Consider the following 17,115-nt stretch of genomic DNA (forward strand, 5'->3'; position numbering starts at 1 on the left):
ATCTACTCGAGCTTGCCTGCTGTACCTTGGCATACGTCACACTTCCCACAAGGAGTCTCATGCTTATGTCCAAAGTAATGATAAATATAATTCATTCTGCACTCTTTATCCTGCGTGGCCCAACGAACCATTTCAAGAAGTTTAGAGTTTTGCGCGCGTAATACCTGAGGACCATTTTCAGCGGCAAATTGCTCCGCAGTCGGTTCATGAACGCATTGAAACGGAAATGGATCATCTGACTTTTCCAAGCAACCCCAGCGCTCCAAAATACTGACCGCAGCCTCAACCCGGAAGTCACGACGGTTTTTAAAGTTCATCTGTTCGCGCAAGAAATCAAACTTCTCCTGATTCACACGCAGGCGATTGCCTTCAATCAACTGATAGACTTTACGAATGAACTCCGGCTCTGGATGGGACCATTTCAAAAATTCCATTTGAATGCTGACGTCATCTTGATCGTAAAGCAAATGACAAGAAGCCTCTTTGCCGTCACGCCCAGCTCGCCCGACCTCTTGAAAATAGGACTCTAACGCGCTTGGAATTTCCGAATGAATCAGAAGGCGCACGTTATTTTTGTCAATGCCCAAACCAAAAGCGGGCGTCGCCAGCATCAAAGGATTTTCACCAGAGATAAACATTTTCTGATTGCGTTTGCGATCTTGGGGAGGCAGGTCACCATGGTAAACCAAATGTGGAACACCCAATCGATTCAGTGACGAAGAAATCTTTTTTAAAGTTCCGATTAATGAACAATAAATTATCGCCGTCCCGTCATGTTGATGACGAAGAGCCACCATTGCGCGGATTTTTTCATCGATACCGTAAACATCGTGAACTCGCAACGCCAGATTACTGCGCTCAATCCCCGCAGAGATTGTCGGCGCCTCCGGAATGTTCAACTTTGCCAAAATGTCTTTTTGCACTTCGGGAGTGGCCGTTGCCGTCAAAGCCAAAGTCGGAGGGTTCCCCAACAGGGCGCGAAACTCCCCCACCCGAGAATAGTCTGGGCGGAAATCATGCCCCCACTGCGAAATACAGTGAGCCTCATCAATCGCCAGCAACTGAATCTTGCGACCTTCGATGGCTTTCAGGAACTCCGGTTTCCGAAAACGCTCAGGGGTCACATAAAGAAGTTTATAATCGCCTTTGGCCAGGCGCTCTTGGCGCTGCTCCCGCTCGTCCCTGGTTAAGGTCGAATTGAGGCAGGTTGCCGGTATGTTGAGATCACGAGCCTTCAAAACCTGATCCTGCATCAAGGCAATGAGCGGTGAAATGACAATAACAAGTCCGTCTCTAATCTTGGCAGGGAATTGAAAACACAGGCTTTTTCCCATACCGGTCGGCATTAATGCGAGGAGATCTTCATTTGCCCATACTTTACGCAAAATCGCTTCTTGCTCGCCTCGAAAGGCGCTAAACTCAAAATTCTGTTTTAGAAGTTCACTAAGTTGTGAATGGAGGTCTTTCGTCATGCCACCAAGCTTACGTTAATCAGCCCGCCCGAGGCACGCCGTTTCGTCTCAAAAACAGGCTCAATCAGGACGCTCACAGATTTGCATTGCCATGCGTCGTCGGGCTGAGCTAGATTCTTTTTTTGCATCTATATGTAATTGATGGTACTTCGAGTACTTTCATAAAAGTAACCAATAAAAACCAGTGGCTAAACTACTTTGGGCCAGAAATATTTCAGCCCCGAAGTGCAGATAAATCACGGCAAACAGATAACGAAGGGTATGAATATGTCCAAAAAGTGGAATATTGATATGGTCAGAAACATTGGTATCTCGGCTCACATTGACTCGGGAAAAACGACGACTTCTGAACGTATTTTGTTCTATGGAGGAAGAATCCACGCCATCCACGAAGTACGTGGAAAAGACGGCGTTGGGGCGACAATGGACTCCATGGATCTAGAGAGAGAAAAAGGTATCACCATCCAGTCTGCGGCAACTCAGGTTCACTGGAAGGATTATACAATCAACCTAATCGATACTCCGGGGCACGTGGACTTCACAGTTGAAGTTGAACGCTCACTTCGCGTTCTTGACGGAGCTGTATTGCTTCTTTGCGGTGTTGCTGGTGTTCAATCTCAATCAATCACAGTTGACCGTCAGATGAAACGTTACGGCGTTCCTCGTTTGGCATTCGTGAATAAATTGGACCGTCAAGGTGCCAACCCTTATCGCGTTGCTGATGCTTTGGTTGAAAAATTGAGACTTAATGCCGTCATGATCCAAATCCCTGTTGGCTTGGAAGATCAGCACAGAGGAAACGTAGACCTTGTCGACATGAAAGCTTACATCAATGAAGGTGAATCTGGAGAAACTGTTAAGGTAACAGATATTCCACCAGACCTAGTTGAAACAGCTCAAAAGTACCGTCAAATTATGATCGGAAAATTGGCTGATATCGACCCTACCATCGAAGAGAAATTCTTGATGGAAGAAGAGCCAACTAACGATGAGATTCGTGCTGCTATCCGTAAAGGAACTATCAGCTTGAAACTTGTTCCAGTTCTTTGCGGTTCTGCTTACAAAAATAAAGGCGTTCAACGTCTTATGGATGCGGTAACTTACTACCTTCCATCACCTGCTGAGAAAAAAGAGCACGCTCTTGATCTTAACAAAGGCGAAGAGAAGTTTGAGTTGTTCCCAGATCCAAAAAAACCGACAGTTGCTTTGGCATTTAAACTTGCTGAAACTCCATTCGGTCAGTTGACTTACATGCGTGTTTACCAAGGTCAGCTAGCAAAAGGTGCTTTCATCACGAATCAAACGAACAAGAAAGCCGTTAAGATTCCTCGTCTAGTGCGTATGCACTCTGACAAAATGGAAGATATCGACACAGCTTACGCTGGTGACATCGTTGCATTGTTCGGTATCGACTGTGCTTCTGGTGATACTTTCTGTTCTGAAGACATCAACGCTTCTATGCAATCTATGCACGTTCCAGACGCGGTTATCTCTCTTGCAGTTGCTCCTAAAGACAAAACTGCAGCGAATAACTTCTCTAAAGCGTTGCAAAAATTCCGTAAGGAAGACCCTACTTTCCGCGTTCACCGTGACGAGGAATCAAATGAGACTATCATCTCTGGTATGGGTGAGTTGCACTTGGAAATCTACGTTGAACGTATGAAACGTGAATTCAACTGTGAAGTTATCGTTGGTCAACCTCAGGTTGCTTACCGCGAGACGATTTCTCAAGCTGCTGACTACGATTACACTCATAAAAAACAAACGGGTGGTTCGGGTCAATACGCGAAGATCGTTGGTAAAATCCAACCTCTTGCTCCACAAGAAGATGGCTCAGTATTCAAATTCTCTAACGAAGTTGTTGGTGGTCGTATTCCTAAAGAATTCATCCCAGCAGTTGAAGAGGGCTTCAAAGAGCAGACTGTTAAAGGTCCACTCATTGGCTTCCCGATCGTTGGTGTTGAAGTTGTTCTTGAAGACGGCGCATACCATGACGTCGACTCATCATACATGGCGTTCAAAATCGCTGGTATGGCGGCACTTCGTGAAGTTTATGCTGCAGCAAAACCTACAGTTCTTGAGCCTATCATGAAGCTTGAAACTGTCGTTCCAGATGAATATCAAGGTTCAGCGGTTGGTCAAATCAATCAACGCCGTGGTACAATCGTTGGAACAACTGCTTTTGATGGCAACTGCGTGATCGAAGCTGAAGTACCGTTGACAGAAATGTTCGGTTACTCAACTGATCTACGTTCTGCTACTAAAGGTAAAGGTGAGTTCTCTATGGAATTCGCGAAGTACTTGCCAGTACCTCGTAACATTCAAGAAGAACTTGCGAAGAAATACCAAGCGAAGCGCGCAGCTGAGCAGAAGTAATTCTAAGTCCAGACTTCAAAAGCCCGATGGAAACATCGGGCTTTTTTTTGCCCTTTTCTCGCCTCCAGCGTGGGACTGATAAAATAAAAAAGGCTGATCACACTTGATCAGCCTTTTTTATTTTAAATACGTAAAGCTTTTATCAGGGAACTACAAAGGCCACTGATTGCAGTACTCAACCTTATCCGTCGCCAATGTTTTACCGGTCGCCTTATCCACTGTCACACGAGTGATCGTCGTACAGGTTTCTGAAGCGCTGATATCCTCATGTGAAGTCTCAGTATAAACCAGCACGGATCCACGATCTTCAACCTTCACATTGGCACCCAAAGTTTTGCCGGAGTTCTTCACATAGAAAAGCTCTCCTGCCATTCCGCCGCCACCGTCTCCACCGCTATAGCCGCCACCATCGAAAGAGCCACCACCATTGCGGTCATTGCCTTCATAGGTCCCTTCACGTGGATCATGACCTTCACCACCACCGTCTCTATCATCCTGATCTTTTGGAGCTGGTTCAGATTTGCCCTTGCTCTTCGCCTGCACTTCCTCAGAAGTGTTTGCAAAAGAAACTGAAGGGGTTGAGCTCATCGCGAACGAGAGTGCGATCAAGACTGTAAGAGAAAGTGTTTTCATTTTAAGACTCCTTATGAAAACACCCTAGATATCACAACGGCTTCGAGGTTTCCATCCGGCCCCCTCTGCCATTGCCAACATTTCATCACTGTCTAAAATTCTCGCAAATCTTAACCAAAGTTAAGAAGCCCAGAGATGAACTATTCACTCCTACTTAATCGGGGCCACTTCTTTTAAGAACTCCATGAAAGTCGCCCAAGATCTGCGATCAGCTCGTTCATTATAAGCGACACCGGCGCTTGGATTATTGCCTGCCATCTTTTGCGTGAAGGCATGAACCGCATTCGAGTAAGAGATGAACTCATAGTCCACCTTGGCGTCATTCATCTCTTTCACGAAAGCGTCCACTTCATCTTTTTTAACGTAAGGGTCCAAAGCTCCATGCATCACGAGCACTGGGCTTTTGATGTTCTTCGCGTCTAGAGGGTTGGGATTGGACAAAGCTCCATGAAAGCTGGCAATCCCCGCCAGTGCGGCGCCAAAACGACCGAGCTCCAAGGCACCCAATCCACCGAAGCAATAACCGATAACCACAATATGCTTGGGATCCACTCGTTTGTCTTTTTTCACAAGATTGTAAGCAGCCATCTCACGACTGCGCAGAAGCTTGCGATCTTCTTTATATTTGCCGGAAAGGGTTCCTGCCTCATTAACATTGGTAGGACGGAAACCTTTGCCATACACATCCAATGCGAAGGCTACATATCCCTGAGCGGCCAATATCCTGGCATGATCCTTCTCGTGATCTGTGATACCCATCCATTGATGAACAATAAGGACCGCGGGCCGAGGCGTTTTTGCACTGTCGTCGTAGGCCATGAAGCCTTCCAGCTCCGCCTTCCCGTCTTTGTATTCGACAGTCTCCGATTTCACGGCTGCGAAGGCATTAAAACTCAATAAAGCTGTTGCAAAGGTCATGGCAAACACCCGAAACCCCAATGATCTGATCATAAACTGCTCCTTGTTATGGACCAAAGTCTATGGCCCTGGGATTTCAAGGTCAAAGCCACCTGATAAATATCAACAACCTCGAATGGAGACGAGCTGAGGAATGCTCCTAGACTGTGATGAGGTGCGCTATAGACAGCCTAGTTAACAGCTGTGATAGACTTATGGCATCTATGGATTACCACAGGCCTTGGCCATTCATTAACTACTTCCCAACTTTGAGATTGATCCAACCACATCTATGACGATGCTTATATTCTTGTTCATTTCGACATTAACGATTTCCTTTATTTGCTCCATGCTGGAAGCGGTTTTGCTGACCTCAACGTCTGCTTATATTGCGGTCCTCGTTCGCGACAACCATCGCAGCGCCAAACTTCTTGAACATCTCAAAGAAAATCTCGATCGTCCTATTTCCGCGATTTTGACTTTGAACACACTTTCACACACTTTGGGTTCGGCAGCGATTGCCTACCAGGTGCAAGTGCAGTTTGGTGAACATGCGGTGACGGTCGCCTCTTTCATTCTGACTTTTGCGATTTTGTTCATTGCTGAGATCATTCCTAAATCAATCGGCGCAGCTCATTGGAAAGCATTGATCCCCATCTCTGCGTACACCATTCAGTTCATGATCATTATTTTATATCCATTGGTTGTCAGTGCTGAATGGCTCGGTCGCTTCTTCTCAAAATCAGAAGAAGATCCTGAGGTCAGCCGCGAAGAAATTTTGATGACAGCAGAAATCGGCGCCGAAGAAGGCACTCTGAAGAATAAAGAATCCAACATCATCAAAAATCTTCTGATGTTAGATAAGATCTATGTCTCTGATATTATGACTCCCCGTTCAGTCTTCTTTGCTTTGGATAAAGAGCTGACAGTGGAAGAGGTCTTCAACAAATATCGTCCGTTGCGTTTCTCGCGCATACCTGTTTATTCAGGCAGCTTGGACAATATCATAGGCATGACCTATCGCTATAAGATTCATGAAGCGCTATCAAACGATCAACATGAAAAATTGATTGGCGATATCGTGACTCCCATCTCAAGCATCCCCGAGCGCATGACGGTTTCCCAAGTTCTGGATTTCTTCATCAAAGAGAAGGAACATATCGCTTTGGCAGTGGACGAATACGGCATCGTAGCCGGCCTGGTCAGCCTTGAAGATGCAGTGGAAACGCTTTTGGGTGTAGAGATCGTCGACGAACTTGATAGCGTGGAAGACATGCGTAAGTTCGCTCTTGAACAATGGCAAGTGCGCAAACAAAAGATGCGCAAGAGCTAGTCTGTGTCCCAAAATATCTCACTGTTTTACATTCCCTGCCCAGATCAAGCCACCGCCGAAAAGATTTCCCGCACATTGCTGGAAGAAAAGCTTATTGGCTGCGCGAACATTATTCCGGGTATGACTTCGATGTACTGGTGGGAAGGAAAAATAGCGACAAGCTCTGAGTCTATCCTGATCCTGAAGACTTCTGAAAGTTCTGACGCGCTAAAAAATTTAGAAAAACGCGTTCTTGAGCTTCACCCTTACGACATTCCCTGCCTGATGCAACTGCCGGTCGCGGCAATTAATAGCGCCTATCAAAAGTGGCTTGAAGAAAGCCAGAAGTAACTCCTAAGATGATCTGAAGGCATGCTGAAGACTTGTATGCCATCTCACTCATTTGAAGGAGCCCCTATGAATCGCCAGGAACTCGCTAAAAAAATTTACGACATCGCCCATCTTACGGGAGAGTTCAAACTGCGTTCAGGTCAGATTTCGGATGAGTATTTCGATAAGTATCGTTTTGAGGCACAGCCCACTTTGCTTCGCGAGATCGCCAAACAAATGGCCCCTCTCATCCCTGCTGGAACTGAAGTCCTCGCCGGACTTGAAATGGGCGGCATTCCAATCGCCACAGCTTTGTCGTTGGAAACAGGCCTGCCTTGTGTCTTCGTTCGTAAAGAAGCCAAAGAGTACGGCACTTGCAAATTTGCTGAAGGCCTTGAGATTGCCGGCAAGAAAGTTTGCATCATCGAAGACGTCGTCACTACTGGCGGCCAAGTGGTTCTATCTACAGCAGATTTACGCTCTATTGGAGCCAAGGTAGACCATGTCCTTTGCGTGATCCACCGGGGTCCAGCTTTCCCCGAGCCCAAACTGACAGAGGTCGGGCTCACTTTATCGCCTCTATTTAAGAAATCTGATTTTTAGCCGATACGGAGAGCATGACACGTTTAAAATACGCGCTCAGCGCCCTCTTATTTGTTTTCTCTGCAACAGCCTTTGGTGAAGAAGGTTACGACGAATGGACATGCCGCGAAGGCGAAATGCTTAAAGGCGTTGGTCTTCAGTGCATTTCTTGCGGAGTTCAACAGTATTACTCCGATAAGGGCCAATCCGATGTTGTACCTTCTTCGAAATGGCTAACATTGCTTGCCGTAAGTGCCCGACAATTTCGCGAACTACCAAAAATTTCAACTTCCAATGGATATGGAAGCCAAGAAACTGATGCCATGAAGAAAGTGATTATTGCACAAATTCAAGCATATGGTTTCTGCACAAAATATATTAGTAAAGACACACTCCAACTGACTGGTGGAAAAAATTATCGTGACCTGTCTGATCCCGACTGGAAAATCATCACTCCTTTTATTAAATTTGACCATGAGAAATCTGCAGTTAACGACATCGCAAAAAGATTTGGTTTTAAGGACTCCACCATCTTGGGTTTTGGAACTGATGCCCTCACAAATATGCGTGATTTCATAGATGACTCTCACCTGAATAACTTCACTGTTACCAGCAAAAGAACCAACTTTAAAAACAAATTAAATGCCGCCCTATCAAATGGCTATAATATTTCAGGCGAAAAAATTGACAAGAAGGAAATCATTGGCAGCGGCGACAAAGATCAAGGTCTCACTAGATGTCTAGAAGAAGTTCGACAGCGGCTGAACTCACGAGATTTTTCTAATGATAATGTTGAGCTCTGTGGGGCTATGGCAAAATCTTGTAAAATGGATTCTAGCTTTTGCGGTGGGTCCACAAATAGTTCAAGATCAAATAATCAAGAATATCGCCCATCTTCAACATCAAAACAACTGGGTCCTCCACCCGGCACAAGTAATAGATCTGGTGGGGTAAAGTAAAAAAAAGGAGGGGGCCCCTCCTTTTTTTTAATTTGATTAGAACGAACAAAGACTAGGCATCTTCTCGTTTCTTAGTAGCATTTCCCAAACATCGGAATAAGGTACATATTTCCCTCCAGGCAAAGCATTTGAATCTGGAATATGCTGTGGTTTCAAATTCTTTCCGACTTTTTCAAAAATCTTCGTATAAATATCCATGAAACCTTCTCTATTCAGATAGTCCTGGACACTTTTCAGATACAAATCTTCAACAAGTTCCTTTTGCCCTCTTTTATTGATGTTTTGCAAAAATAATTCACGAACTTCTGGAGTTGGTTTATCTTCGATTTCCAATATTTCTAGTGCATAAAAAATCCACTCCAATCGAGTCGTATTGGTGAGCTTGAGCAGTTCAAACTTTTCACTCGTAGGCAGGTCAGGCAGTCTTTCTATTGCTTTCAGCAATAGCCTTGGACTTTCCGTACTTATTGCCAATTTCGCGATGTCTCTCCAATTGATCTTATCAGCCCCCTCAATTTTAGAAACCAAGTTAATCAAATTAACCATTTCCGTATCACACTGGGGAACTCCGTTAATGTCCGATGGGAACTGATGAACATTTTCCATAAATTCTTTTAATATTGTTTTATTGCCCTCAAAAGCTCTGGTTAGAGGAAAACCAGTTTCCAAATAGAATCTCCAAAGCCCACCGGGAGACCCTTGAAGTGAGCCCTCGAGAAATTCTTTCTTATCAAATTCAGCAATAGCATTTTTAATACTTAACTTTTGCTCTGATAAACTTTCAAATAATGTCAGCGGAGTGGTTAATGTTCCCCTATGTCGCTTGTAGGGCGAGGCACCCTTACTTAGTAGCATCACCGTAAAAAGATCCATTTCAGGTGACTTGATAAAATATTCAAGAATCGTAGCTCCATCCTGACTATATGAATTGATTGAGTCTTTATCAACTTCACTCATTAAGGTGCTGAACATTGCTTCATCATCTTTCTGGATCGCATAGCGGACTTTGTCAGCAAAGGAAACTGCAGTCGTCTTAACGATTTCATCTTCTAACTCTTGCTTAGTCATACCCACTTTAACGGGTTCTGGGACAGTCTTATTGGGATCCTTTTGAAAGGAACAACCAACAACGACCATCATGCAAAAAAATGAAATGGGAGCTATTTTTTTGAATTCCATATGGACTTTGATTGCAACCGGTGTGCCTGTCTATATAGAAACTATCACCTTACCGTGACAAATTGTCTGATTAGGTAACGCGATAAAGGTCACCATTCTCTGTATCTTCTCAATTTGAGACACACAAAACGAAGAAGCATTGCGACACCGGCGCCGGAAGTATGAAGATGCGCATTTCAAAAAACAAAACCCACTCGAATAGAGTGGGTTTTGTTTTTTCTAATGATCGGAAAAAAATCTAAGAACTACTTTTCGCCGACGATATAAGCAATCCAGCTTTGGCAAGATTCCCCGTGATCGACACGAGTGAAGTTCCCATCACCCGATCCGTCTTTTGCGGTTCCTTCCCAGAAGACATGCACTTTTTTAAAGCCCACTTCTGTCATGATTTCGCGAAGCTCTGGAATTGTCCAAAGTCTCCAGTCATAAGTGAAGACCTGTTCGATCTTCTTGCCGCCGACTTTGAAATGAATATGGAATAGCGCCTCATTGGTCACAGGATCGAAGTTGGTTTGATCCCAATAGTAGGTGAACCCTTCGTGCTTGATCTCGTCTTCAATGGCGTCAAAACACTGGCTACCGCCAAAGATATCGACCAGGAAGATCCCGTCTTTGTTCAAAGTCTTGTAGACGTTGGCAAAGTAACGTTTGATCAAATCTCTTTGCTTGAAGCAGAAGTAAGAAAAGTTCATCGCCGCAACGATATCGGCTTTTGGCAAATTTGGATCCAGAACATTGCCCTCGATCAAACGCATACGGCGTTGTTGATCGGGCTTAAGCTTGGTCAAATAGTTCTGCTTGCCGTAAGCCATTGGCTCCGGATCTAAATCGATACCAATCGCCTCATGGCGCGGGTTCAATTTAATCCACTCTGTCGACAAAGCAAAAGTTCCACAGAAATCTTCACGGAAAGACTTCGCATTCTTTCCCTTCAACTCTTTGAAAGTATTTTGAATGAACTGCACGTCGTTTTCCGCTGACTGAACGGCCTTGCGATAAAGTTCGTATTTATCGAAAAGTGTTTTGTTGGATTTTTTGCCAACACGACGACGTACTTTTTTTCTATGAGCGATTTCTGTTTTAGCCATTAAGGTACTTCCGCCACTACTTCACGAATTGCCACTTCAATATCATGGTGCTGAGGCACTGAATTCTTCTCAAGATTTGGCGACAAACCAATTCCCGGAAGATTTTTACCAGCCAACACTCTTGGACGGGCCATCAATTGATAGAAGCACTCTTGAGTTGTTCTGTAAGCCAAATGCTCCCCGAAGTTTGTCACTTCAGTGTCTTCATTCACAAACAAAACGCGCCCCGTTTTTGCGATAGATTCTTTAATCATCTGCCAGTCATACGGATAGATCGAACGAAGATCGATCACTTCCACAGAAATACCTTCATGAGAAAGTTTCTCTGCAACTTCGTTACAGAGGTGCACCATGCGGCTGTAAGTTACGACAGTGATGTGCTCCCCTGCGTGAGTGATCTTACCTTTACCGATTGGCACGATGTACTCTTCAAGATCCGGCCAGCGAGCTTTCCAGCCCACTGAGTTCTGAACCGGCTTGTCGATCATAGCTTTCAGCTCTTTTTCATCCGCTGGCTCCCCAGGGATCAACTCATCACCTTTATGGCGCATCAAAGCTTTTGATTTAAGATACAAAACTGGATTTGGATCTTTGATCGCAGCCAACATCAAACCGTAAGCGTCCAAAGGATTTGAAGGCATCACGATCTTCCACCCCGGAAGACGAGAAGCCCAAGCATCGAATGAATGAGAGTGATAAACAGATCCGAAGATCCCTGCTCCTACTGGAGTCATCACAACCATTGGCAACTCAACTTGACCGTTCGTGCACCACAAAGTGTTGCCCGCGATTTTAAGCAAATCGATTGTATTGAAAATATAATCGCCGAATTGAATCTCTGCCACGCAACGGTCACCGGTCATTGCGATACCCATCGCCATACTGATGATACCGCGTTCGTCCAGCGGAGTATTCCAAGCCGTTTTAAGACCTTGCGTCGCCGTGAATACGCCACCAAGTGGAGCGCCCACGTCTTGACCGAAGACATCTTTAACACCTAAGTGTTTTTCACCGTAATGAAGAGCCATTCTGATGGCTTGAGCTACACTTGCCATTAGAACTTTCTCCAATCAGCATTTTCGTTATTAACAAAGACATGATCCCAAACAGACTCAGCTGCCGGGCTAGGTTCGCCGCGCGCTTGTTCCTGCGCTTTGATGCCTTCTTCTTCATAAATTTCCCAGATCTTCTTCACTTCAGTTTCATTCAAGATACCTGCAGCGAGAAGCTTCTTTTCAAATTCCATTACGGGGTCGAACAAATCTGTCTTACGGTTTGCGCCGTCTGCAGATGAGTGACCGTAAAGGCGCGTTGTCTTCACTTCGAGGAATGAAGGCTTGCCGGTTTTACGGATGTAATCCATCTCTTCCTGTAGGGCGATGTAAGTCTCTACAGGATTTGTTCCATCAATAACACGGGAGCGAATGTTGAAAGCTTTCGCACGGTCCGCGATCTGGGTTTCACCATGCTGTCCTTCATACGGAGTCGAAATGCCGTAGCCATTATTCTGCACAGTGATCAAAACCGGAAGTTCTTGGCCTTTACGAGAAGCCCAGACCAAGCAAGTGGCAAAATCGCCCTCTGCCGTCCCCGCATCGCCACCTGTTACGATGGAGATTGATTTATGTCCCGCACGCTTTTGCGCATGAGCGGTTCCACAAGCAAGGGGGTACTGAACTTCGATAGGAGAAGTCACAGGCGCCACATTCCATTGAGGGAAGCAATAGTGACCAGCAAAGTTTCTGCCGCCAGTTGAAGGATCTGTCGCACGATTCATCATCAAACGAACCGCTTCGATCATTGGCATTCCCAGCGCAATCATCGTTGGCGTACAACGGTAATGCAAATGCATCCAATCGTACTCAAGGCCTTGGCCTTTACGAGCCAGCATACCGAGTGGAACGCCAAAAGCTTCCTCTCCAGGTCCGCCGATCCAGAAGAAACCTTCACCTGCTTTGTAGATTTTAATTACGCGCTCTTCAAGCACGCGAGATTTGACCATCAGGTCATGCATGCGAAGCAAGAGATCTTCAGAAAGACCACCGAAATCAGATTTGTTGCCTGCTTTCTTAGTTGTGACTTTCTTGGCAGACTTAACAACAGCTTTGGCTTTCACAGCAGACTTAGCTTTAGACGCTGCTTTTTGCGCAGCTTTCGAGGCTGCCTTAGCCGCTGGTTTTACCGTCGTCTTTTTGGACATTTTTGGGTTCTCCAAATAGTAATTTTGAACGTCAGATTAACGTCCCTATGTAAGCGATAACAGCTAAAATTGTCGCTATATTTCCCTTCTTTTAGGCTCTGCGTCAAGACAGACTTGGCCAGTCAGACCCGGCTATTCTTTCACAGCCCTCCCAATTGCTACCCAAGGCCAATTTTTCATGGCTATATTAAACAAAATACTTTTACGAATTTTACTTGGAACGATATGAAAACTATCTTCGCCATCTTCTTCCTACTTGGATTAAGTTTCAGTTCCCCGTGCCTGGCTAAGCCTCGTGCTCGCACCAAAATTTACGTCGGAGCCTATGGCTTCGCCCCCTACTATGATATCGACAAAGGCAGGGGGTTAATTAATGACGTCCTAGAGATCTTAAATCAAATACAGGCAGACTATGATTTTAGGGTGGTAGAGATACCCTCAAAAAGACGCTATCAAAGCTTTGCCGAAAGAAGGATCGACATGATCTTTTTTGAAGATCCACGCTGGGGCTGGAGCAGTATTAAACATCAACAGTACCCGACAGGACTCGATGATGCAGAAGTTTATATCACTCGCAAGACTCCACAGCGCAACCAAACCTTCTTTGAAGATCTTCAGAATAAAAGCATTGCGGGAATTCTGGGTTACCACTATGGATTTGCCAATCTCAACGCTGATGAAAATTATTTGCGTTCCAAATTTGATATCCATTTAGTCAGTCACAACTTTGCATCTGTTCGATTGGTTCTTAAAGATCGAGTGCAGATTGCAGTCGTGCCCCGTTCTTATATTCAATCATATCTGAAAGAGCACAAAGCAGATCGAAAACAAATATTGATTTCGGATAAAATAGATCAAAAGTATGACCTAAAAATACTCGTACATCCGCAGGTCAACATCCCAAAAGAAACTTTAGAAAGTCTTTTCACTCAGCTCACTGCAAATCCGCAATATCAAAAACTCTTCTCTCCAGAATAAAAAAAGCCCAGGGTCTCCCCTGGGCTCCAACAACAACTAACGGGCAAAGAAATTATTTAGCATTCGCCTGCTTAGGAGTGGGAAGAGTCTTCCCGTCTTCCAGCTGAATCAGATCGAGAAGAACGCTTTCAGCTTCCTGAATGTCAGGACGCTTCAAGTACTCTTCGTTTTTCTTAGCTTTGCTAGCTACTTTCTTAGCTTTCTCTTTTTTCTCTTTTTCGTTTTTATCTTTCAAAACTTCGCTCACACGGATCACTTTACCGCGTGCTTTCGCTTTATTTAGCTCATCAACGATCTTTTTAAACTCGTCGCTTTTGGCAACGCGCTCTGAAGATCTTTCGTTCAAAGCTTTCAACCATTCCGGTTTGATTTCTTTCCAAGCGCCAGGGCCTTCTTTAACAAAAGCTTCGGGAGAAACAAAGGCTTCAATCGTTTTTGGTGGAAGAGAGTAGTCCATGTACTTCTCTCCGATATCGTCTGTACTGAATGGACCAGGCAATACGATGTCTGCGTCAACGCCTCTGTGTTGTGTCGACTTCCCAGATGGTACGAAGAACATACCCACAGTCACTTTGATTGCGCCTAAATTATTAGGAATTGGAAGAACCGATTGAACGCTGCCTTTACCATAAGTATGATCACCGCCCACGATGACGCCACGTTTGTAATCCTGCAAAGTTCCAGACACGATTTCTGAAGCTGAGGCAGAGATACGGCTCGTCAATACAACCAGCGGTCCCGCCCAATCAACTGTGGAATCTGTATCACGAAGAGCGGCTTCCGCACGACCTTCATTTTTAGAAGATTGTTTTACTACGTTGCCGGTTGCGAAGAAAAGACCCGCAATTTTCACTGCGTCTTCCAAAGAACCGCCACCATTGTTCGACAAATCCAATACCAGACCGTCAACTTTTTTCTCATTGGCTTCTTTGATCAGCTTCTTCATGTCAGCCGCGGAAGATCTGCCACCACGACGAGAATCAGCGTAGAAAGATGGGAAGTTAAGGATTCCCAACTTCACTTTTTTGCCATTCACTTCTTTGTCAACATAGCTGATTGAAGCGGCTTCATCTTCAAGATTTACTTTTTCACGAGTCAAAGTAACGTCAAAACGTTTTTTGCCTTCGCCAGATTTGCGCAGGATCGTCAAACGAACTTTCGTTCCTTTGTTACCGCGAATCTTCTTAACAACATCTTTCAAATCCATATCGATAACATTTTCCATCGCACCCTTTTCCTGGCCGACAGCTATGATTTTATCTTGTGGATCAATAAGACCTGATTTTGCTGCGGCCCCACCTGGTACAAGCTGCTCCACCACAGTGAAACCATCTTGAGAAGAAAGAGTTGCCCCGATACCTTCCAAAGACAAACGCATTTGAATTTCGAAGTCTTCAAGGACATCTCTAGAGAAGAAGCTTGAATGTGGATCCAAAGCTCTTGCGAAAGAGTCAAGATAGCCAGAAAACAAATCGTCTTGCGAAGTTTCCTGGGTACGTTTTACCGCACGGTCGTAATTCTTAATTACATTTTTCTTCGCTTCATCCAATTTCATATCAGTAGCAAGATAGTTACCGATTTGGAACTGAATGTATTTTTTCAAATATTCATTCGCTTCGTCACTGTTCTTAGGCCATGCCTTTTTATCAGGATCGAATGAAAACTCAGTTGTGGAATCAAATTTAAAATCTTTGCCTAGATACTTTTTCGCAAAAGCATCACGGTCCTTCACTCTTTCAAGAACCAGCTTTTGTGCGTCATCCAGGAATGCGCAATCTCTGTTCTTTGTTTTTTCAAAAACATTGGTCATGGATTTTTTAATCGCATCCACATCCACTTGTGTGAGGTAAATCTTAGATGGATCAAGGCGTTTCAAATATTGCTCTGTCACGCGCGTTGCAAGCTCTGCATCACGATTAGAATACTTAACGTGATTGGCAAGGAAGCCCTGCTCGATCACAGTCATATAACGACATTCTAAACCGTCTTTTAATTGTGCAACTGCAACCGAAGAAATTGCGAGTGATCCCGCAACAACCAAACCCTTAATACTCTTTGTGAGTGAACTCATGATGGTCCTTCCATATTGGCCGCGACCGGGCCCTACCAATTTCAATAGATTAGTAGGTATTTTCGGTCGTAGCATTCAATTTGTGAAGGTGATAATAAATTAGGACGTGTGGGGACAGTTATGACTTTCGTCGATCTTCCTCAAAGAAAGAAAGTTGGGATAGATTTTCGAATTTCTCGCCGCTCAATCCACCCTTTTTTACTTCGTGTTTGATGAAGTTTCCATGCTGAGTCTCGATCATAAAGAAGGACATCTCCGGGAACCTAGCCTTAAGTCGGGTCATTTCCTCTGCGATGAGTTGAATATTCTTTGGATCGTCATCTGACATACCAAAACGATGATGCGGGTTGTAGCCATAAAGTTCGATGGCTTTTTCCACACTGGCGCGAATCGCCCGCTGTTTTAACTCTGCCGTTCCCTCAGCAAGAGCCAAATCCCCTAACGCAACCCGAGTGGCCTTATGGCTGACCGGATATACGCTCAGATAGTTTGGTTCCAAAGGAAGGACTTTGTTCTTAACGAAGACCTTGATCCCCTCTTTAAGTGTTTCAGGGTGATGACCACGAGCTGTGATAACTGACAGAGGTCTTTGGTTGAAAGTGGCATGATAGAAGCATTCCCAAGAAGGCCCCTTCCACTGGAAATCTGGATATCCCAAAGCTTCGGCCACATCCTGAACGAAGATTTGTTTTTTGCCATTTAGTTTTTCAACTTCAGATATATCCAAGTCACGGAAGTTTCTAAACGTCCCGGTGACATCGCAAAAGTCCATTTCGTAGTCAGCAAAGATTCCTGATTTACCTATGGCCTGATGATGTTGGGCGAAGTCGCCACTGGAAAGTAAAACTTCCGAACGATTTTCTTTATGAAAGAGAATCAGCGGAGTGGTAAGAAAGGCAATATTATCGTCGAAGTCGAAGAAATAGAAACTGCGACCGCCGAGATGGAAATTACGATCCTTCTCGGGCGTCCGATTGATTCCTAAATCTAATTGTCCCTTACGAGACTCTTCGCTCATGTGATTTACCTCGATTGACG

General features: G+C 44.7%; 15 protein-coding genes. 6 read left to right on the plus strand and 9 right to left on the minus strand.

What is annotated here, in order from left to right; genetic code table 11:
• Positions 1-2 precede the first annotated feature (2 nt).
• On the minus strand, positions 3-1,472 hold the full coding sequence (locus NWE73_RS16595) for a RecQ family ATP-dependent DNA helicase (RefSeq protein ID WP_277579481.1): 1,470 nt from the start codon (positions 1,470-1,472) through the stop codon (positions 3-5).
• 267 nt (positions 1,473-1,739) lie between these two features.
• On the opposite strand from NWE73_RS16595, the gene fusA reads away from it, so the two are divergent.
• The gene (gene fusA / locus NWE73_RS16600; protein WP_407652970.1) at positions 1,740-3,848 is read left to right on the plus strand and encodes an elongation factor G; all 2,109 of its coding nucleotides are present in this window, start codon (positions 1,740-1,742) and stop codon (positions 3,846-3,848) included.
• A 150-nt stretch (positions 3,849-3,998) separates the two neighbouring features.
• Here the strand turns inward: fusA and NWE73_RS16605 are convergent, their stop codons facing one another.
• Both NWE73_RS16605 and NWE73_RS16610 read right to left on the minus strand, forming a co-directional pair.
• Complete coding sequence (locus NWE73_RS16605) at positions 3,999-4,481, minus strand: hypothetical protein (RefSeq protein ID WP_277579483.1); 483 nt, start codon at positions 4,479-4,481, stop codon at positions 3,999-4,001.
• A gap of 150 nt (positions 4,482-4,631) precedes the next feature.
• Positions 4,632-5,432 carry a dienelactone hydrolase family protein gene (locus tag NWE73_RS16610; protein WP_277579484.1) on the minus strand — a complete coding sequence of 267 codons (801 nt, stop codon included), beginning with the start codon at positions 5,430-5,432 and terminating at the stop codon, positions 4,632-4,634.
• 238 nt (positions 5,433-5,670) lie between these two features.
• Between NWE73_RS16610 and NWE73_RS16615 the strand changes: the two genes are divergently transcribed.
• From NWE73_RS16615 to NWE73_RS16630, 4 genes are all read left to right on the plus strand, one after another.
• Complete coding sequence (locus NWE73_RS16615) at positions 5,671-6,711, plus strand: hemolysin family protein (RefSeq protein WP_277579485.1); 1,041 nt, start codon at positions 5,671-5,673, stop codon at positions 6,709-6,711.
• Between the two features lie 3 nt (positions 6,712-6,714).
• A complete protein-coding gene (cutA, locus tag NWE73_RS16620) occupies positions 6,715-7,041 on the plus strand; it encodes a divalent-cation tolerance protein CutA (RefSeq protein WP_277579486.1) in 327 nt (108 codons plus the stop codon).
• Between the two features lie 66 nt (positions 7,042-7,107).
• A complete protein-coding gene (gene pyrE, locus NWE73_RS16625; protein WP_277579487.1) occupies positions 7,108-7,623 on the plus strand; it encodes an orotate phosphoribosyltransferase in 516 nt (171 codons plus the stop codon).
• Positions 7,624-7,637: 14 nt separating this feature from the next.
• A complete protein-coding gene (locus NWE73_RS16630) occupies positions 7,638-8,561 on the plus strand; it encodes a hypothetical protein (RefSeq protein ID WP_277579488.1) in 924 nt (307 codons plus the stop codon).
• A gap of 36 nt (positions 8,562-8,597) precedes the next feature.
• On the opposite strand, the gene NWE73_RS16635 is transcribed toward NWE73_RS16630, so the two are convergent.
• The 4 genes from NWE73_RS16635 to NWE73_RS16650 all read right to left on the minus strand — a co-directional run bounded on the left by NWE73_RS16635 (position 8,598) and on the right by NWE73_RS16650 (position 13,028).
• Entirely contained in the window at positions 8,598-9,740 is a 1,143-nt protein-coding gene (locus tag NWE73_RS16635; RefSeq protein WP_277579489.1) for a hypothetical protein, read from the minus strand.
• 245 nt (positions 9,741-9,985) lie between these two features.
• On the minus strand, positions 9,986-10,828 hold the full coding sequence (locus NWE73_RS16640) for a class I SAM-dependent methyltransferase (protein WP_277579490.1): 843 nt from the start codon (positions 10,826-10,828) through the stop codon (positions 9,986-9,988).
• On the minus strand, positions 10,828-11,883 hold the full coding sequence (locus NWE73_RS16645; RefSeq protein ID WP_277579491.1) for an alpha-ketoacid dehydrogenase subunit beta: 1,056 nt from the start codon (positions 11,881-11,883) through the stop codon (positions 10,828-10,830). The genes NWE73_RS16640 and NWE73_RS16645 overlap by 1 nt, the downstream gene beginning before the upstream one ends.
• Positions 11,883-13,028 (minus strand): thiamine pyrophosphate-dependent dehydrogenase E1 component subunit alpha, encoded by a 1,146-nt coding sequence (locus NWE73_RS16650; protein ID WP_277579492.1) that lies wholly within the window; start codon positions 13,026-13,028, stop codon positions 11,883-11,885. Before NWE73_RS16650 ends, NWE73_RS16645 begins: the two co-directional genes overlap by 1 nt.
• A 225-nt stretch (positions 13,029-13,253) precedes the next feature.
• On the opposite strand from NWE73_RS16650, the gene NWE73_RS16655 reads away from it, so the two are divergent.
• Positions 13,254-14,006: a type 2 periplasmic-binding domain-containing protein gene (locus NWE73_RS16655; RefSeq protein ID WP_277579493.1), complete on the plus strand. Its 753-nt coding sequence runs from the start codon at positions 13,254-13,256 to the stop codon at positions 14,004-14,006.
• Positions 14,007-14,058: 52 nt separating this feature from the next.
• On the opposite strand, the gene NWE73_RS16660 is transcribed toward NWE73_RS16655, so the two are convergent.
• Both NWE73_RS16660 and NWE73_RS16665 read right to left on the minus strand, forming a co-directional pair.
• Positions 14,059-16,077, minus strand: a complete 2,019-nt coding sequence (locus NWE73_RS16660; RefSeq protein ID WP_277579494.1) for a S41 family peptidase — start codon at positions 16,075-16,077, stop codon at positions 14,059-14,061.
• Positions 16,078-16,195: 118 nt separating this feature from the next.
• The gene (locus NWE73_RS16665; RefSeq protein ID WP_277579495.1) at positions 16,196-17,095 is read right to left on the minus strand and encodes a hypothetical protein; all 900 of its coding nucleotides are present in this window, start codon (positions 17,093-17,095) and stop codon (positions 16,196-16,198) included.
• Positions 17,096-17,115: the final 20 nt, after the last annotated feature.

It is taken from the genome of Bdellovibrio svalbardensis, from assembly GCF_029531655.1.
Lineage (GTDB): Bacteria > Bdellovibrionota > Bdellovibrionia > Bdellovibrionales > Bdellovibrionaceae > Bdellovibrio > Bdellovibrio svalbardensis.